Origin of the sequence: Deinococcus sp. JMULE3 (assembly GCF_013337115.1) — a bacterium.
In the GTDB taxonomy this organism is placed as follows: Bacteria; Deinococcota; Deinococci; order Deinococcales; family Deinococcaceae; genus Deinococcus.
Map to the genome: position 1 here is coordinate 108,232 of NZ_SGWE01000002.1, position 17,493 is coordinate 125,724.

Here is a 17,493-nt window from a genome sequence, read left to right on the forward strand (position 1 = left end):
ACGGCGGGGAGGCTGCCGGTATGCACGACATCACCCTGTGGCCGTCCGTTGGCGGCGTTCTTGAGGCCTGTGGGCGCGAGCACGCCCTGGACGTGGCGCACCTGGCGCGGTGGGCGGCGCCTGCATTGGGGATTGATCCTGAAGTGGCGTACGTGGCTGGGCTGCTGCACGACGTGGGGAAGATCAGTGTGCCGGTGGACATCCTGGGGGCGGAGCGGGCCCTGTCGGCGTCGGAGTGGACGCTGGTGCGGGCGCATCCGGTGGAGGGGGAGGGTCTGATCCGGAAGTGGTGGCCGGACGCGCCGCTGGCAGTCCTGCATGCGGTGCGGCATCACCATGAGCGCCTGGATGGCCAGGGGTACCCGGACCAGCTGCGTTCGCTGCCGGACTTGACAGCGCTCATTGCAGCGGCAGACGTGTATGTGGCGCTGCGCGAGGCGCGGCCGTACCGGGTGTCGAGGAGTGTGCAGGAGAGCGCTGAAATCCTGCGGGGCGAGCCTCTGCCCGCGCACGTGATTTCGGCGGTGTTGGATGCAGTTGTGCCGTGCTCAGCGTCGCGTGTGGTGTGATCGATCCAGGGGCATGATGCCGTCACACAGGAGGTGCAGCCACTGTGCGAGGAAGTACCCGATGACGGCGATGGTCATGTGATTCCAGCTGGGGAGCGTAGGGGTGATTTGCAAGTGCTGCGCGCCCCACACCAGCGGGGCCGCCCAGAGGGCGAGGTACGCGAGGCGGATCGTGGGCCCAGCCAGGTAGGTGTGGCTCATGCCGCGGTGGCGACTGAGGGCGGCGTAGGGTGCCCAGATGAAGCGCATCTTGCCCCAGCGGCGCCTGGCGTCGTTGCGGTGGAGGTCCAGGTCCGGCGTAACGAGAAGCGTGCCGAAGGCGAGACCCGCTCCGAGGGCCAGGGCAGTTTCTGCGTATCCCGCGAGGATCAGGGCGCCGCACGTGATGGACGTGGCGGTCAGGTTAACGGTGGTGTGCTGGTAGCCGTGCATGGTCTCAGCGTGAGTCGCCTGGGGGTGACCGGCGGGCCTGGAGGGCGCGTAGGCCGAACGTGATCAGGAGTAGGGTGGCCGCGCTGAGCAGGCCCAACCACTCCGTGAAGGTCGCGCCGATGGCGAAGGTGAGCAGGGTGAACAGGGCGAGTGCGGTGTGCCAGCTGTTCCGTCCGAAGAGGGCGAGTTCCGGGGCGGGGTTGAGGGCGTGGACGGCGCCGAGGCACCCGGCAGTGAGCCCGATGATCATGGCGTAGGCGGGGGCGGGCACGCCGCCTTGCAGCGTGGCGTAGCCCACCAGGCCAATGAAAAGGGTCAAGGTGATCAGGAGTGCATCCCGGGAAGTAATGGGGACGGCGGTCGCTCGGGGTGCGAACGCGAGGGTGAAGGCCAGGACGGTCAGGGCCGCTGCCACGAGCAGCCCGGCGGGGTGGCTGAGGAGGGTCACGCTGAGGACAGCAGCGGGTGGGAGGAGCAGCGTGAAGGGAGGGTGCCCCCGATCCGCGAGGCGCTGGCGGCACTGACGGCCCCCAGCAGGACGAGTGTGATGAGCACGATCGTATCCGTGGGGTTCATTTGGCCTCCTGCTGTGCCGCGTTGAGATGGTCTGTCGCGAGCTGTACGGCGCGGTCCAAGTGCGCCGTGGGGAGGTACCCGAGGTGCTGCCCGAAGCCGTCGTCGAGGTCGAAACCGCCCTGAGGGGCCGGGCGCAAGCGACCCGCATGCCCGGTGGTCGTGATGAGCCAGTGCTCATCGCCCTGCGTCACAAGGTGATGTTCGGTTGACGCCAGGCCGTCGATGAGGGGGAGCAGAGCCCGGAGGCGGCGCGCGGCGGCGGGCGTCGTGGCTAGAACGGCGAACCGGGTGGTGTCCCCTGTGGAGGAGGTGTGGGCCAGGGTGACCGCGTGGGCGGTGGGGAGCGCGCCGTCTGGCGTGACCAGAAGTTGCTGGAGTGCAGGAATCATGTCCGGCAGTGTGCGGGTCGTGGGGGTGACGGTCCGTCACCCCGAGCGCAACTACGGTGAGCGCATGACCTTCTTGCCGTCCTTCTTCCGTCGCCGGCGCGTGCCCCCGGTGACCTGCGCGCTGGATCCGGCGCGGCACCTCATGCGGGAGGTGATGGAGGCTGGACCTACGGAGCAAGTGGAGGTCTCGATGCGGGAGGGACGGGTCACAGCCTTCACGCTACGTGGGCCTGCGGGACACGAGGCGTTCATCGTGCAGGGCACTCGCGCGGTCGGACGTGGTGGGAGCTTCGATCTGAGCAGCCCGGCGGAACGGGGCATGCTGCGGAGCACGGTCCAGGCAGCGGTCCTGACAGCGGATGATCACCTGGAGTTGCAGAGTACGGCGGCCGCGGCTGGGTGCAGTCTGGTGCGAGGGGTTGATCTGCTGGACGGTGCGGAGCGCTGGACGCCCCTTCGGGCGGTGCATGCGGATGGGCGGGTGGTCTGGGCGGCGGAGGTGACGCGGGCCTTGTCTGGGATGCCGTTGGAGCAGTACGTGTGGGCGGGTGGGTACCGGGTGGGGGCGTACCGGCATCACGAGCCTCTGGGCATTGTGCGGTTGATGGCCCAGACGGATGAGGCGTTACGGGCGCAGGGGATCGTGCCGGAGAGGCTGCCCGCGCTGCTCGTGACGAGCGCGTGGCTGGTGCGATCCGGAGTGGTCGCTTCCCTGCTAGAGGGCACTGCGCTGGACGGTGATTTGATGGTTCCGGGTGATTTCGAGTGGCAGGAGACTGCATATCAGCAGCTGTGGTTGTCGTTGACGCGGGCGGAAGTGCGGCGTGCGGGGTGGGAGGGACGGCGACTTGGGTAGACCTGTCCGCGTGGCGGTGGCGGGCCGGGTGAGGTGCGTCAGGTGTGGCAGCGTGCGGAGGGGTGACGTGTCAAGGTGGTGGGGTGAATCATCACGATCTGGCCAATGCCGCGCAGCTGGCTGAACTGCAGGAATGGGTTGCGGCCGCGGTTGGTGCGGGGCGGCCTCAGCCGGTTCGTCGGTGTGAGAATCAGTCGAGTGCCGAGATTGGGGAGATCTCGGATCTGGCTGTGTCGGATGTGGTCACCAGCCCACCAGATCATCCTTGAGGTCATCGGTGGCGAGTTTCGCGTAGCCCTTCCTTGTCGTGTCGATACTCTCGTGTCCGAGGTGCGCCGCGACCCGCCCGAAGTCCTTGACCTGTTGCAGCAGCCGCGTCCCGGCGTACTTCCGGCCCGGGTGGAAGCCCCGGAACTTCACGCCAGCGGCCTGGAAGGCCTTGTCCAGGTGGTACCGGGCGGTCATCGGTGAGGCGTACCGGAACACGCGGTCCCGGGGCGTGGTGCGCTTGCCGTCCGTGTGTTCGGGGCCGCCCGGGGCGTAGAGGCCGCGGTAGTGGCGGGTGGCGCGGGCGAGACTGGTGCTCATGGCGACCAGGCGCTCCTTGCGGCCCTTGCCGCTGCGGACATGGACGCGCCGGTTCGCCTCGTCGAGATCCTCCCAGGTCAGGGCGAGCGCTTCACTGATCCGCAGACCCGCGTGTGCAGTGAGGAACAGCAGGAACTTCACGTGCACGTCCGCGTGATCGAGAACGTCCGCGAGCTCGTCTTCCTGGTACGGCGGGCGTTTGACGATGCCCGGCGTGCGGTCCTTGGGGATCTTCACGTCCATGAAGGGATCGGCCTCGGTGGCGCCCGCCCAGCGCAGCGCCCGATACAGGCAGTTCGCGGCGGCCACTTTGAGCTGTACGCCTGCAGGCTTGCGGCCCGCGCTCAGCATCGCGGCCACGTAACTCGAAGCGTCGCGGCGACCAGGCCGCAGGAGGTTCACGGCATTCGAAGTGGCGTGATCGAGGAACTGCCGGACGCCCAGGGTGTAGGCCTCGATGGTGCGGGGACTGGTGAGCAGGCCGCTGGCCCCCTCGTGGGTGAGATACGCCTGGGTGAGGGAGATCAAGCCACCAATGTCTTTTTCGCCGGCGGCCTGAACGGCGCGGCGGCGAAGTTCGTCGTCGGGCAGGCTAGCCCACGTTTGGGCCTGGGCCAGTCTACCGTTGCGGTAGTGGTCAAGTGTCATTGGGCTGTCCGAAGAGCGGGCATGTCTTATCTTACCTAAAAACGTTTAGAGCAGATAAAAGAGACCCGGAGCTTCTACAGAATCGCAAGGCTGCACTGCCCCCAACACCTGGCAATCGATGTGCAGAACCCACAGCAGTTCAACTCCGCATCGGCCGATGTGAGTTATCCCCCTGCTACACCCCTCAATCAGACTTGCAGGGGCCTTCCTGACCTTCCTGTGGGCTTGCCAATTTCTATAGCGTGCAGGACGTACCTTTTCAACCACCGTGATTCGAGGTCCGTCATCCCTCGTTCCACGAACAGGCTTCGGTGGGGCACACCCGACACACTCTGGGAGATCTACGCGTCCCCACAAGATGCAACGTGCAGCGTCAGAGCCTATGGCACCCAATTGGAAAGGTCTAGCCGCAGAGCGCCATCGTGGAAGGCCAACGTGTAGGCACGATCGAGGTCAAACACAACGAACACGCCCAACTGGTATGCATACCTGAGGGCGGGATCCGCCGGATTCCTCGTGGTGAACTGAATCAGCTTGGCGATATCCAACAAGACGTCGGGCGCTCTCATCTGACTGGCGCGCTTGGCCTCGACGATCAAGAGATTATGATCGTTCTCGTTACGTCGGTGCACGATGAGATCCGGTGACACGCCCGAGAGAGCAGCGCGTTGAGCCGTAGGGCCACCAAAGTTGAAGTTCCCTGGAAAGCGAGAGAGTTCGTTTCGAATCTCATCACTAATGTGTGTATCCGTCACTCCACGCAGGTGCTTGTCTTCTGCCCCATTCGCGTTGTACTCGCCATCCACGTCCGGGCGAGGGACGAGGTGACCAAAGCATTCCGTGAGGTACTGACGCACTTGTCCTACCAACATTCGTTCACCTAGCCTACGCCGGACCAATTCGCGGTCACGGTCACAGTCGTAGAACATCCGGAGCGCCTCCTGTAAAAGGTCACGGTACAGCTCCAACTCCTGTGGGGTTGCGGGTGGTGCGCCGTTTGGATTGGCATATCGTCTGTTGTCAGTCATGGTCACTCCTGTGTGTGTTCACTTGCGTGGCGTCAGCATCCGCTGCAGGGCCCAAGCCCGTCACTTCCGCTCCCTTCGTCAACGTGCTGGCTGTGAAGGGTAGCCAGGAGGTCCGCACACCTGATCCGGTCGGCCACTGCATAGGGTTGCATAACTTCTGATGTCAGGCTGAGCAAGTGCGCCACTTCCGGCACGGTCAGTTCCTCCCTGCCCTGCTGGGCGAGTTGCCAGCACACCGCAGGCACAAGCTGGGCGGGCACATGGGCGAGCAGGGCATTCATACCGTCACTCCCATACGTGCCCCATCGGGCAGAGTGTCATAGAAGATGGCGTGCGCGGCTTGCATCGCTGCCATGGCGCCGCCTGCTACCGCAAACGCGATCTGGTTGCCCTTTGTGATGTCGCCGCAGGCGTAGACGCCAGGTACGGTCGTCATCTGCTGTGCGTCGACCGTGATCCCATGTTGGGCGATCTCGCAGCCGATCTGCTCCGCCAGGGTCGCGCGCAGCTCTCTCTGCCCGTGCGCGTAGAGCACGTCCCGATTCAGCGTCAGGCCGCTCTCGAATGTGAGTATCACCCCACCCCCATCCCGGCCATCCACGCGGATCAGGGGTTCTTCAATGAGTGTCACGCCCCGCTCGTGCAGCAGCGCGCGGTGTTCCTCGGAGAGGTCCGCCGGGCGGTCAGTGCAGACCAGGACGTCCCACGTGATCTTCTGGTGATACAGCACCGTTTGGACGCCGCCCAGGCCGCTTAAGCCTGGCATGTACAGCGCGATCTGCCCGCCCCTGAGCTCCCATCCGTAGCAGTAAGGGCAATGGTGCACGCCTCTCCCCCACTGCTCCCGCAGCCCGGCAGGTGTCTCGGGCAGCACATCCCTCACCCCGGTCGCCAGGATGACCTTCCGGGCCCGCATGGTCTCACCCGTCGAGAGTGTCGCGGTGAAGTTTCCGTTCTGTCCAGTCAGTGCAGTGACTTCCGCCTCGAGCACTGGGAAGTCATATGGACGCAGGTCATCCCGAGCAGCGGCCAGGATTGCCGCTGGGCTCTGCCGGTCGTGGGCGAACACTCCACCTGCATGTGGGCTGGGCGCGCTCCGGCTCGGCCCCCTCGTAATCAGGAGGCCACGCTTCAGACCGCGCGCCGTGTAGAGCGCGGCACTCAAGCCTGCGAAGCCGCCACCTACGATCAGGACGTCCAGGAGGTCGGTGGCTGGGTGAGGGGCGGAGTCCTCGGGGGTGTCGGTATCTGCTGTTGTGATGAGGTGGTCGGTCAGCAGGGCGACTTGCTCCAGATTCGCCTGGTCGTGCGGGGACATGCCGCGCAGCATGTCATACGGAGGCACCCGCGAATGCCACAGGTGTGTCGGGATGAACCCACAGTGGGTTTCTAGACGAACACCCCATTCGCGTGACAGACGCGAACGGGGTGCTGGATGCAAACGGTGCGCTATTGAGCGCCGTGGCGGATGCTCAGGCCGGCGGCCACGATGGCCAAGAGTGTGCCGTACACCCCGATTGCCGCGATGCCGATCGCAGCAGCGACGGGGATGATGACGGCGGCGAGCAGGCTCATGTAGTGCGCGCGCGCGCGGAGCCAGCCATTGAGTGAGGTACCTCCAAACGGAACGCCTCGAACGTACGCGACAGCGGTAAGCGCAGCGAAAATCGCGCTGTATCCCACTGTGGGGTATACGTCGCTGCTCAGCCCCAACGTGGCGATCCACAGGATCGCCATGATGGCCTCTGCGCATGCCAGGACGGCAAAAATCACCACGTAGGGGCTCAGGCGATTACGAATTGGTACTGTCATGCCTCAGTTTGCCACGCCAGATTGCCGGCGATATGCCCACATGAGCAACCGGGTTTTCGTGGCACAGCGACGGGGTCATGATGACGGCGTTCCAGCCCCGTTGGATGACGTACGTCACCGGATAGTGGCCTGCATTTCAGAGCGAAAAAGAGACAGGAGCGCGCAGGTCCCATCCCCTGTTCAGCCTAGCAGCAAGGACCCGAAGGGCTCAGCTGACACCCACCATGGGCTGTGCCGGGAGTTCCATAGGGTCAACCCATTCCAGGTGGATGATTGTTGCTCCAACCTGCTGAGCCGAGAGGTGGAGCCCCTGCTCAAAAGGGAGATCTGTGTTCCATGCCAAGCGTTCGGAGAGGGCGGCGAGGACCGGTGCGGGCTGTCGCTGCTGCCACGTGCCGTCTTCAACATTCAGGGTGACGCGTTGTCCAGTCCCCAGGAGGAACACCACCTGGATCAGACGAGTGGCTTCACGGTCACGAACGGCGGTCTTTGGACTCAGCACTCCGCACACGGATCAGCCTGCTCAACATCTAGGCACTCCGGGCAGATGGATTGCTCGCGACGTGCAGGACTGGCTACTTGACCGGTGAGCACAGCCGGCGTGGGAATGGGTGACGAGTCCAGGAGTTGTGGGGGCACCTGATGAGTGTACTGGCACCTCCTCACGCCCGCACGTGCATCTGCCAGACAGTGCCGCGGGCGGAGGAAGGGAGCAAACTGATTGGCACGCTGAATCCTGACCGCGTTGGATTCTGCCTTGAGCAGAATCGGCTAAACTGGCGGTGATGACGGGGGATGTGCTCACCCAGGCGCGGGATATCCTGCAGCGGATCTGGGGATATGACGACTTTCGCGGGACGCAGGGCGATATCGTCCGCACGGTCGCGAGCGGTCAGCACGCCATGGTCCTCATGCCCACGGGTGGCGGGAAGAGCCTGTGCTATCAGGTGCCCAGTCTGGTGCGCCCTGGCGTGGGCATCGTGGTCTCGCCGCTGATCGCCCTCATGAAGGATCAGGTGGATACCCTGCGGCAGCTCGGCGTGCGAGCGGCATACCTGAATTCCACCCTGGCCCCATCTGCTGCCCGTGCCGTAGAACACGCGGTGCAACATGGGCAACTCGACCTCCTGTACATCGCGCCGGAACGCCTCTTGCTGCCACGCACCCTGGAACTGCTCCACCAGGCGCCGATCGCGTTGTTCGCCGTGGACGAGGCGCACTGCGTGTCCCAGTGGGGTCACGATTTCCGCCCGGAGTACCAGCAACTCAGCGTCCTGGTCCGCGAGTTCCCTGACATCCCCCGCCTTGCCCTGACGGCCACTGCCGATGACCGCACCCGCGCAGATATTCGCCGCGTGCTGGGCCTGGAGGACGCCTCTGAATTCCTCTCCAGTTTCGACCGCCCGAACATCCAGTACCGGGTGGCCCCCAAGGAGCAGCCCAAAGAGCAGCTGCTGGACTTTATTCAGGCTGAACACCAGGGGGATGCGGGCGTCGTGTACTGCTTGTCCCGGAAGTCCGTCGAGGACACTGCAAAGTGGCTGCAAGAGCAGGGCCTGCCGGTGGTGGCCTACCATGCGGGACTGTCCCAGGAGGAGCGGAGCCGCGCGCAGGAGCGCTTCCTGAATGACGAGGGCGTGATTGTGGTGGCAACCGTCGCGTTCGGCATGGGCATCGACAAACCCAACGTGCGCTTCGTCGCGCACCTTGATCTGCCCAAGAGCATGGAAGGGTACTACCAGGAGACCGGCCGCGCCGGACGCGACGGGCTGCCCAGCACCGCCTGGATGGTGTACGGCCTCGCGGACGTCGTGAACGTCCGCCGGATGCTCACCGACAGCGACGCCCCGCCGGACATCAAGCGAGTGGAGGCGGGAAAACTCGACGCGCTCCTGACGTACTGCGAGACGGCCGCGTGCCGCCGGGAAGTCCTCCTGGCGTACTTCGGGGAGGATCACCCTGGCCCGTGCGGGAACTGCGACACCTGCCTGAACCCGCCCATCGTGCGGGACATGACCCGGGAGGCGCAGATGGCCCTGTCTGCGGCCGTGCGCACCGGGAATAGGTACGGGGCGGCGTACCTCACGGACATCCTGATGGGCAAGGACAACGACAAGAACCGGCGGCATCGGTCCCTGCCCACGTACGGTATCGGGAAGGACCACGGGTTACGGGTGTGGCGGAGCGTGCTGCGCCAGCTCGTCAGCCTGGGGTACCTCACGGCGGGCCCGCACAACGGGCTGACGACCACGGCCAAAGCCCGGTCAATCCTGGCGGGCACGGCGCCGCTGCTGCTGCGCGAGGACACACTCGTGGTGCGGACGCCCAAACGGGTGAGGGACGCGGCACGGGTGGCGCAGGCCGTCATCGGAGATGAGGACCGGCCGCTATTCCTGGCGTTACGCGCGTGGCGGGCTGAGCGCGCCGCGCAGCTGGGCGTCCCGCCGTACGTGGTGTTCAGTGACACGGCCCTGAAGGCCATTGCGGAACTGCGGCCCGGCAGTCTGCACACCCTTGGCACCGTTCGTGGCATTGGGGAGCGGCGTCTGGCGCAGTACGGGCTGGAAGTCTTGCAGGTGATCCGGGATGGCGTGCATGAGGCGGCGCCGCGCCCGCTAGGTACCGTGCAGGCCCATGAGTTCGGTCTGACGCCCATTCGGAGCGTGCGGCCAGGCCCAGGTCTGCCCGCACGGCCCAGTGACTCCGTCCGATCTATGGAGCGCCCGCTCGACGTCGTGCCGCCTACTGGTGATGATGTGGCGATGGCAACGGCGCCAGTGGTCCGGAGGCCAGAAGTCGTGGACATCCTCCACGTCGACGAGGTAACGCCGCGTCCTGCTGAAGTTCAGCCCGACGCACTCGGGGCGTCACTCGCCGACGAGGGGATCACGACGGCGCTGAGTTCACTGCGCCGGGATCTGGCCCGTGAGACGGGATACGCGGCGTACCTCATCTTCCCGAACGCGACGCTGGCCGCACTCGCTGAACGTCGCCCGCGAACTATGGCGGACTTTGGCGGCATCGCTGGATTGGGACCGAAGCGGATTGAAGCGTACGGGGAACGCATCCTGGCGACCATTGAGAACGCCGTGCGCTCGTCGGGGAACCCTATCCAACCAACGGCGTTACCGGATGTGGACGTGCAGAACAGCGCACCTCCCCCTCTTGCCGCCGACCTGATCTCGATTCCGCCACTCGCTCAGGTGCCCGAGCTCGCCATTGAGCATCCTGCGGGGCCCGTGCTGCCTCCGGTGGCCGAGCTGCGCCCTCGGACGGCCGCTGAACTGCTGGAACAGGTGCGGGTCGCGATTGAAGGGGACGGTGGCCTTCTGGCCGTGCTGGAAGAACTTGCTGCTCTGCCTGAGATGGTGGGCGGTCTTGATCCGGAGCAGGCGAGAAGCGTGCTGGAGCCGCTGGATGACGCGCGGGGTTTGCTGGGCACGCTGGTGGTGCTGCACAAGAGAGCGCGGCGGCAGCAGGCCGCACGCCCCGAGGGTGAGCCGTCAGAGGTCTGAGGCATGTGCGGCAGCAGTGACTTCGGTCGGGCAGTACCCTCAGACCCACGGCCAGGGCGCTGCCCGACCCAAAGGAGGCCGCATGATCTGCCCCGAGTGCATCTGAACACCCTCAATCGTGACCGCACGCGGCCAGTACCCATAGTCGGGTGCGGGCCGCGTCTTCGTTTCAGTCGAATGCGCCTCGGACCACGGCAGGCCGCTTGTGTCCCCGTCAAACTGGCTCCATGATCCGCGAGCAACTCACAGCGCCGTCCCCGCAGGACCTCGCGGCGTTCCTCAACCGCCATACGCGCACCCGCGACTGTCTGATCCAGGTGGCGGGGCTGGCCGAGGTCACCTACCTGGGTCGCGCAGCCAGTACGGCCGATCTGGGGACATACTTGGTGCTGATCAAGCAGGATGGCAGTCTGCAGATCCATCACCCGACTGGCATCAAGCCGATGAACTGGCAACCGAAAACAGACCGCATCACAGCGGAAGTCGCGGAGGACGTGTGTATGTTGCTGGCTTCCCGGCGGAGTCCGGAGGAGCTGGTGCAGGTGGTGTTCCTGGAACCGCAGGTGGCTCTCGCGTTGGAACTCGCGCAGGCTGGGGGGTTCGTGCTGAAGGGGTCTGAAGCGCAGATGCAGCAGGCGTTGGCGGATCACCCGGAGTTGATCGAGCCCGGTCTGCGCGTGCTGAACCGGGAGTTGATGGTGGAGTCCGGCGGTATCGACCTGTACGCGCAAGACGCGCAGGGCCGCTATGTGGTCGTCGAACTCAAACGCGGCCGCGCGACCCAGCACGCCGTGTCCCAACTGGCCCGGTACGTTCGGTCCGTGCAGCAGACCGTCGGCAATCGGGCGACCGTGCGGGGCATCCTGGCTGCGCCGTCCATCACGGCGCCCGCGCGCCTGGAACTGGAGAACCGTGGGCTGGAATTCCGCGAGATCTCCGCGCTCCCCGAGCAGGCGGCCAGTGCCCTGCCTGTGACCGCGCAGCCCTCCTTGTTTGGCCCCTGACACGCCCCCGAGCACCCCACCAACGACACGGGCACGCGCCACTGCGCGTGCCCGTGCAACTCATGGACCGATCAGGGCTGGCAGATCGGGCAGTAGGACGACGGACTGACCGACGGCGTGATGAACGTGACGCTCTCGGTCGAGTACTCCAGGCCGTCCGCGGGCGGGTACACGGGGTACGCGCCGGCCACGCAGGCGAGAGTGGGAATCAGGGTCAGCAGAACAGTACGGAACTTCTTCATGGATCACCTCGAGGGGATGAGACGCGACGGGTGCGGGCGGACACGGCGGGCAGCGCGGGAGGCGCGCGACTCCGCACGCAGAGCGTGGGACGGGGCATGGGTCAGTACGGGAAGAGGGTGTTCAGTCGGTCGCCGTTCGCCACGGGGTTGGGAGAAGTCAGCCAGTACCGGTAGAAGCCGGTGCCTCTGGGGTGGAAGGCTGTGAACGCGAAACTGACGTCGTTCGCGCCACTCATGAGGTACGCCGAGGTGGCGGCGGTGGGGGACGTGGCGTGCACGCCGACCTGCACGCCCGCGTCCTGGCACGCTTCCTTGACGTCCGGTCCCAGTTGCGCTGGATCGCTGGTGTAAGACCCGGTGCCCGCGCGGTACGGGATCTGCGCGGCGACGATGGCCCGGCCGCACTGCTGGGCAGCCACGTTGTACGGTCGCTTCTGCGCGTCACTAAAGGTGGGGAGCAGGATGGCGGCGAGGACGCCAATGATGGCGATCACCACGAGGAGTTCGATCAGGGTGAAACCTTGGGTGTGCTGGTTCATGGGGGGCTCCTGAGTCTGGGACTGGAGGTGCGTCACGCGCTGCGTTTCGCGGGTGATGTCCTGCAACTGGGTGTGCAGGTCCGCGTGGCGGCGTTGGAGGTTGACGTGCACGTCGGGGGTGGGGTGGGTGAGGGCGATGCGGGCGAGGTGGTCGAGTTCCAGGGCGACGCGGGTGAGGTCCTGGGTGAGCTGCGCATGGCGGTCATGCAGGACCCGGGGGTCGGGGCGCATCAGTAGGTGCTGTACTGGCGGAGTTTCCAGCCGTCGCCAGTGCTGGTGTAGTACGACGCGCTGCCCCGGCGGCTGTACACCCAGAAGTTGTAGTTGAGGGTGTCCGCGCCGATCGCGCCGTTCCCGGCCTGGCCGGTACCGGGCACGAATCCTGCGGCGTAACTCTGGACTTCCACGCCCGCGCACGCCTCGGTGACGTCAGCGCCCAGCGCGGCCGGGGAGGTCGCGTAGGTGCCCGTGCTGATCTTGTGGGTGGTCTGCGCGGTGATGATCGCCCGCCCGCACTGGACGGCGGCGGTGTCATGCGGTCTCTTCTGCGCATTCGAGAAGGTGGGGAGCAGGATGGCGGCGAGGACGCCGATGATGGCGATGACGACGAGGAGTTCGATGAGGGTGAAGCCCTGTGTGCGATTGGTCATCAGAGCCCCCAGGCGGACCAGCGGAGGAAGTAGAGTTTGCAGCCCTTCGGACCACAGAACGCATCGTCACTGTTGGAGGCGAACGCGCCGCTGCCCCGGCTGTTCGCCACGAAGAATGACGGGAGGCCTTTGCTGTCGAGGCTCGTGATGGCGTACTCGGCCCCGGCGGTGGAGGTGGGCACGGCGTACGGCATGACGCGCTGCCCCGCGCAGGCCTCGCGGACATCCGCGCCGAGGACGTCTGGGGAGAAGGGCGCGGCGGGGAGTGTGCCGCCGTTCCCGGCGCGGTACGCCACGGCGCCCGTGATGATGGCCCGGCCGCACTGGAGGGCGGCAGTGTCGTTGGGTTTTTTCTGCGCGTCACTGAAGGTGGGGAGCAGGATGGCGGCGAGGACGCCGATGATGGCGATGACCACAAGGAGTTCTATGAGGGTGAAGCCCTGCGTGCGGTGGGATGCGGGTGTGTTCATGTTGAGTCTCCTGGGGTTACCAGCGGTAGAGGCGATTGAGGCGTTCACCGGTGCTGGGGGCGCTCTCCTGGTTGAAGAGGTAGTAGCCGGTGCCGCGCGGGTGGAAGACCTGGAAGGCGTAATTCGTGGCGCTTGTAGAAACCGCCTGACTCACGCCGGCGCCCGGGTTGTCGGCGCGGACGTTATTCAGCGCGACGCTGACACCTGCCGTGGTGCAGGACTCCTGCACGTCTGGGCCCATGTCCGTGAGCGCTGAGGCGTACGAACCGCGGGTGAGGTTGGCGGTGGCCTGGAACGCGACGATGGCCCGCCCGCACTGCAGGGCGGCGGTGTCGTTGGGTCGCTTCTGCGCGTCACTGAAGGTGGGCAGGAGGATGGCGGCGAGGACACCAATGATGGCGATGACCACGAGGAGCTCGATCAGGGTGAAGCCCTGGGTGCGGGTGTTCATGGGGTCTCCTGGGGGGACCAGCGGTGGAGGTGGCCGAGCCGGTCACCGCTGGCCGCGCCACTCGGGGAGGTGTAGAGGTAGTAGCCGCTCCCACGGGGGTGGAACACCTGGAAGGCATAGGTGTTCGTGGTGGTGGCGACGGCCTGCGTGGTGGTGGCGTCGGGGGTACTGACCTGGGCGTTCGCTGGGGCGACCTGCACGCCGGTCGTGAGGCAGGCCGCTTTGACGTCGCGACTCATGTCGGTCAGGTCACTGACGTACCGGCCGAGCGTGAGGGGCGCGGTCGTCTCGAAGGTGACGATGGCCCGGCCGCACTTCAGGGCGGCCGTGTTGTACGGGCGCTGCCGCGCGCCGGTCACGCTGGGGAACAGCGCGGCCGCGAGCATGCCCAGGACGGCCATGACGAGCAGGATCTCGATGAGGGTGAAGCCGGGCGTTCTGGTCGGCATGTCAGAGGCAGATGACGTCGTCGGCGTCAATGGTGGACGGTGAGGAGGCGAGGTGGGCACCGAGCGTCCACGTGACGCGGGTGGCGGCGCGGGTGGGGTCTTCGCGTGCACCGTTCGGGGGGGTGCGCAGGGCGGTGAGGAGGTCGTCGAGGGGGCGGGCGTGCGGCCAGAGGATGACGGGGCTCTGCTCGGGGTGCTGCTCGTTCCAGAGGCGCACGGTGCGGGTCTCGAGTTCGTCGAGGGCCCAGGTGGGGATGGTCTCGGGGAAGATGAGGTGGCGGAGGGTGCCCGCGTGGACGCGGTAGAGCGTCCACGGGCCGCAGGTGGTCGCCTGTACGTGGAGGCCCTGATCGGTGTGGGGCGCACTCCAGGTGGGGTCGGGGCTGCACGCGGCGACGTGGAGGAGGTCGCTGCGGAGCGTGCGGTGGGCAGCAGCGGTATCGGTGGGACTGCGGAGGGCGCTGAGGACGCTGAGCCAGGGGCGGGAGAGGATGGGAAGGGTGAGGTCACCGACGCCGGGGAGGAGGGTGCCGTCGGACCAGAGGACGGTGCCGCCGTTACCGAGGTGGTGGGCGAGGGGGTGGACGCCAGCGGGGAGGGGACGCTGCCAAGCACCATCGAAGAGGTCATGGCGGGGGGCTGGGCTGCGGACGCGGAAGGCGCCGTCGAGCCAGCACAGTTCCCACCAGGTGGGGGGTGAGGGGGAGACGGTCTGTGCGGTCGTCATGGGGCGTACCGTCCCATGCATGGGGGTGACCGTCTGGGTGGGGGTGTGGGGGCACCCGGTAGGGGTGCTGCTCTTGCAAATCCAGGGGCGGTGCGTAGGGGTGACCGCTTAGCGTTTGAGGAAGGTTTCGAGCTGGCTGTACCGGCGGGGGGCGCCCGTGTGGGCGGCGTGCGTCCAGGCGGCGCGCAGGCCAGACGCGGTCAGGGCTTCCTTGGCGCGGGTGACGGCCGTGTACGCGAGTTGCCGGGAGAGGAGGCGCTCGTGTTCCGGAGCGAGAGTGACGATGATGTCCGGCCACTCGCTGCCCTGGCTGCGGTGGATGGTCATGGCGTACGCGAGGGTGAGGGTGGGGTCGCCTGGGCTGAAGGTGTGCTCGGTGTCCTCGATGATGCAGGTGACTTGCTTCCCCGCACCGATGACGAGGCCGGTCATGCCGTTCATCAGGCCGGTGTTGTGGTTGTTCCGGGTGACGAGGATGGGATCTCCGGCGCGGAGGCGGGTGTCGCCGGGGTTGAGGGCGGCCTGCAGGGCGAGGTTCAGGGCGTCCACGCCCAGGGGGCCGGCGCGTCCGGCGGTGAGGATCATCGGACGTGCCTGACCTTGACGGGCCTGGACGAGTCGGACGATGTCCTCGGCGGATTGTGCGCCCACGAACGGCACGCCGGTCTGGGCGGGGCTCTCCCCGCTGATGAGCTGGGAGGCGAGGGTGAGGATGGGACTCCCGGCGGCCTGGCGGTGCGTCTGCGTGAGCCGCCCGGTGGGAACGGTGCGGGTGAGAGCGGCCAGCGGGTGCCCGGGGTCGATGGGGGGCAACTGGTCCTCGTCGCCGACGAGGATGACACGGGCGCCATCGCGGACGGAGCGCAGGAGTGCACCGAGAAGGGCGTTGCTCGCCATGCTGACCTCGTCGACCACGAAGACGTCGCCAGGGAGGATGCCGCTGCTGAACTTGTGACCGTCGTAGCTGAGCAGACGGTGGAGGGTGGTGGCGTCGCGGCCCGTACTCTGTTGCATGCGGCTGGCGGCCTTCCCGGTGGGGGCGCACAGGACGCTCCGGAGGTTGGCGGCGTCCAGGGCATCGAGCAGCGCGCGGAGCGTGGTGGTCTTGCCGGTGCCGGGTCCGCCGGTGATGACGCTGACGGCCGTGCCCGCCGCGAGGAGCACGGCCGCGCGCTGCTCCGTTGTCAGTCCGGGCGTGGCGGGGACGGACACCCGTGCGGGCGTGCTGGCCATGAGTCGGGCGATGTCGTCGGCGAGCCAGGCTTCCACGCGGTGCTGCTCGGGTAGGAAGGCCGCCTGAGCGTCTTCCAGGAGGAGCTGACCGTTCAGGGCGTCTTCAATGGCCTGCTGGGCTTCGTCATCGTCGAGCGCATGACTGTCCCGGAGTTCCCCGGCGAGGACGGGCAGGGGGAGGCAGGTGTGGCCGTACTCGAGGGCGGCGCGGCGGGTGAGTTCGTACGCGAGGGCGGGGCCGCGGCGGGGGTCGAAGGTGCTGAGGCCCTGGAGGCGGGCGGCATGGTCGAGGACGCGCAGGGGGATGCCGTGGCGGATGGCGAGGTAGGGCTGCTCGCGGAACGCGGCTGGTGCGCCGGCGCCGTGCTGGTTGAGGAGGGCGTGGGTGTGTTCTGGGGGGAGACCGAGATCAGCGAGGGCCTGAAGGGCGCCGTAGAGGCGGCTTTCGCGGCGGGCGTGGCGGGTGAGGGCCTGGGCGATGCTGGCAGGGACGCGGGTAGAGAGGCTGGGGGCGTTCTGGGTGACGGTGTGGTGGGGGTCTGGGCCGAGCCTGGGCAGGAGGTCCAGGGCGGTGGTTTTCTGGGGTGGACGCAGGCGGCTGTAGAAGGCGCGGGCGAGTTCGTAGGGGGTGATGACGCGTTCGGCGCGGGTGAGGGTGGAGCCTTCGGTCCAGGCGCGGAGGGTGCAGCCGGGGGTGACGGGGGGGAGGGGGCCGTAGAGGGTGAGGGAGCCGTCCTGGGTGCGGAGTTGGCAGCCTTCGCTGGTGGGGGTGCGCCAGGCGCGGAGGACGGTGCCGAGGATGGGCGCGCCGGGGTCGCTCATGCCCCTCAGGGTGGCGTACGTGGGGGTGGCGGTCCGCTGGGGTCCTGGTGGGGGGCGGCGCGCGGTCACCCCTACGCAGGGGAGGGTGCGGGCATGACATCGCGGGGGGTGGAGGGGTTCCGGTGGCGGGTGGTGGTGGCGCGCGCGGACGTGCCGGGGGTGCAGGCGGCGCTGCGGCACCTGGCGGCGCGGGTGGTGGCGTGCTGCCCGGCGGCGGCGTCGGTGGTGGTGAGTAGCGGCTGCGGCGTGGGGCTGCTCGACGCGCAGGGGGAGGTGCTGGACGTGTCGGATCTGGATGCGGAGGTCGCGGCGGACCTGGCTTCGCTGCTGGGGGTGGGCGTGTACGCGCTGCCCCTGGCGGGCCGCGCGGGGTGCCGGGTGGAAGCCGCGTACGAACCGAAGGCCGGGAAGGGAAAGCCGTGAGTGGGGTGCCGGGTCGCGCCCGCGCCTGCCTGGTCTGGTGTGAGTCCGGCGTCAGTTGAGTCAGGCGCGG

General features: G+C 67.2%; 21 protein-coding genes. 5 read left to right on the top strand and 16 right to left on the bottom strand.

Translation table 11 applies throughout. From position 1 onward, the window contains the following. The first annotated feature begins 20 nt into the window (after positions 1-20). Entirely contained in the window at positions 21-569 is a 549-nt protein-coding gene (locus EXW95_RS01855) for an HD-GYP domain-containing protein (protein WP_078305621.1), read from the top strand. On the opposite strand, the gene EXW95_RS01860 is transcribed toward EXW95_RS01855, so the two are convergent. The 4 genes from EXW95_RS01860 to EXW95_RS01870 are packed head-to-tail and all read right to left on the bottom strand — an operon-like array spanning position 549 to position 1,966. Next, positions 549-1,001, bottom strand: coding sequence for a DUF2227 family putative metal-binding protein (locus tag EXW95_RS01860; RefSeq protein ID WP_078305622.1), 453 nt, complete (start codon positions 999-1,001; stop codon positions 549-551). The two genes, EXW95_RS01855 and EXW95_RS01860, sit on opposite strands and share 21 nt — an antisense overlap. A gap of 4 nt (positions 1,002-1,005) precedes the next feature. After that, a complete protein-coding gene (locus tag EXW95_RS01865; RefSeq protein WP_174366051.1) occupies positions 1,006-1,449 on the bottom strand; it encodes a hypothetical protein in 444 nt (147 codons plus the stop codon). After that, complete coding sequence (locus EXW95_RS20935) at positions 1,446-1,577, bottom strand: hypothetical protein (RefSeq protein ID WP_256434980.1); 132 nt, start codon at positions 1,575-1,577, stop codon at positions 1,446-1,448. The genes EXW95_RS01865 and EXW95_RS20935 overlap by 4 nt, the downstream gene beginning before the upstream one ends. Next, the gene (locus EXW95_RS01870; protein ID WP_078305624.1) at positions 1,574-1,966 is read right to left on the bottom strand and encodes a hypothetical protein; all 393 of its coding nucleotides are present in this window, start codon (positions 1,964-1,966) and stop codon (positions 1,574-1,576) included. The genes EXW95_RS20935 and EXW95_RS01870 overlap by 4 nt, the downstream gene beginning before the upstream one ends. Here EXW95_RS01870 and EXW95_RS01875 point away from each other — a divergent pair. Further along, the gene (locus tag EXW95_RS01875) at positions 1,965-2,822 is read left to right on the top strand and encodes a hypothetical protein (protein WP_174366052.1); all 858 of its coding nucleotides are present in this window, start codon (positions 1,965-1,967) and stop codon (positions 2,820-2,822) included. The two genes, EXW95_RS01870 and EXW95_RS01875, sit on opposite strands and share 2 nt — an antisense overlap. Positions 2,823-3,065: 243 nt before the next feature. On the opposite strand, the gene EXW95_RS01880 is transcribed toward EXW95_RS01875, so the two are convergent. From EXW95_RS01880 to EXW95_RS01895, 4 genes are all read right to left on the bottom strand, one after another. Then, complete coding sequence (locus EXW95_RS01880; protein WP_346417600.1) at positions 3,066-3,938, bottom strand: site-specific integrase; 873 nt, start codon at positions 3,936-3,938, stop codon at positions 3,066-3,068. Between the two features lie 500 nt (positions 3,939-4,438). Further along, entirely contained in the window at positions 4,439-5,086 is a 648-nt protein-coding gene (locus tag EXW95_RS01885) for a hypothetical protein (protein WP_144012337.1), read from the bottom strand. Between the two features lie 277 nt (positions 5,087-5,363). After that, positions 5,364-6,404 (bottom strand): NAD(P)/FAD-dependent oxidoreductase, encoded by a 1,041-nt coding sequence (locus EXW95_RS01890; RefSeq protein ID WP_078305770.1) that lies wholly within the window; start codon positions 6,402-6,404, stop codon positions 5,364-5,366. A 131-nt stretch (positions 6,405-6,535) separates the two neighbouring features. Continuing rightward, the gene (locus EXW95_RS01895) at positions 6,536-6,898 is read right to left on the bottom strand and encodes a hypothetical protein (RefSeq protein WP_144012338.1); all 363 of its coding nucleotides are present in this window, start codon (positions 6,896-6,898) and stop codon (positions 6,536-6,538) included. A gap of 785 nt (positions 6,899-7,683) precedes the next feature. Between EXW95_RS01895 and recQ the strand changes: the two genes are divergently transcribed. After that, positions 7,684-10,413, top strand: coding sequence for a DNA helicase RecQ (gene recQ / locus EXW95_RS01900; protein ID WP_144012339.1), 2,730 nt, complete (start codon positions 7,684-7,686; stop codon positions 10,411-10,413). 227 nt (positions 10,414-10,640) lie between these two features. Next, complete coding sequence (gene nucS / locus EXW95_RS01905; RefSeq protein ID WP_078305631.1) at positions 10,641-11,417, top strand: endonuclease NucS; 777 nt, start codon at positions 10,641-10,643, stop codon at positions 11,415-11,417. Between the two features lie 71 nt (positions 11,418-11,488). On the opposite strand, the gene EXW95_RS01910 is transcribed toward nucS, so the two are convergent. The 8 genes from EXW95_RS01910 to EXW95_RS01945 form a co-directional block, all read right to left on the bottom strand. After that, the gene (locus tag EXW95_RS01910; RefSeq protein ID WP_168174666.1) at positions 11,489-11,659 is read right to left on the bottom strand and encodes a hypothetical protein; all 171 of its coding nucleotides are present in this window, start codon (positions 11,657-11,659) and stop codon (positions 11,489-11,491) included. Positions 11,660-11,760: 101 nt separating this feature from the next. Then, on the bottom strand, positions 11,761-12,429 hold the full coding sequence (locus EXW95_RS01915) for a prepilin-type N-terminal cleavage/methylation domain-containing protein (protein WP_346417601.1): 669 nt from the start codon (positions 12,427-12,429) through the stop codon (positions 11,761-11,763). Further along, positions 12,429-12,848 (bottom strand): type IV pilin protein, encoded by a 420-nt coding sequence (locus EXW95_RS01920; RefSeq protein ID WP_078305632.1) that lies wholly within the window; start codon positions 12,846-12,848, stop codon positions 12,429-12,431. The genes EXW95_RS01915 and EXW95_RS01920 overlap by 1 nt, the downstream gene beginning before the upstream one ends. Then, the gene (locus EXW95_RS21120) at positions 12,848-13,318 is read right to left on the bottom strand and encodes a type II secretion system protein (RefSeq protein WP_078305633.1); all 471 of its coding nucleotides are present in this window, start codon (positions 13,316-13,318) and stop codon (positions 12,848-12,850) included. Before EXW95_RS21120 ends, EXW95_RS01920 begins: the two co-directional genes overlap by 1 nt. Before the next feature lie 16 nt (positions 13,319-13,334). Then, positions 13,335-13,769 (bottom strand): type IV pilin protein, encoded by a 435-nt coding sequence (locus EXW95_RS21125; RefSeq protein ID WP_078305634.1) that lies wholly within the window; start codon positions 13,767-13,769, stop codon positions 13,335-13,337. Continuing rightward, entirely contained in the window at positions 13,766-14,218 is a 453-nt protein-coding gene (locus EXW95_RS21130; protein ID WP_078305635.1) for a prepilin-type N-terminal cleavage/methylation domain-containing protein, read from the bottom strand. Before EXW95_RS21130 ends, EXW95_RS21125 begins: the two co-directional genes overlap by 4 nt. A gap of 1 nt (position 14,219) precedes the next feature. Beyond that, a complete protein-coding gene (locus tag EXW95_RS01940; protein WP_078305636.1) occupies positions 14,220-14,945 on the bottom strand; it encodes a hypothetical protein in 726 nt (241 codons plus the stop codon). Between the two features lie 108 nt (positions 14,946-15,053). Next, entirely contained in the window at positions 15,054-17,000 is a 1,947-nt protein-coding gene (locus EXW95_RS01945; protein ID WP_078305637.1) for an AAA family ATPase, read from the bottom strand. Positions 17,001-17,093: 93 nt separating this feature from the next. Between EXW95_RS01945 and EXW95_RS01950 the strand changes: the two genes are divergently transcribed. Further along, complete coding sequence (locus EXW95_RS01950) at positions 17,094-17,423, top strand: hypothetical protein (RefSeq protein WP_168174658.1); 330 nt, start codon at positions 17,094-17,096, stop codon at positions 17,421-17,423. The last annotated feature ends 70 nt before the right edge of the window (positions 17,424-17,493 follow it).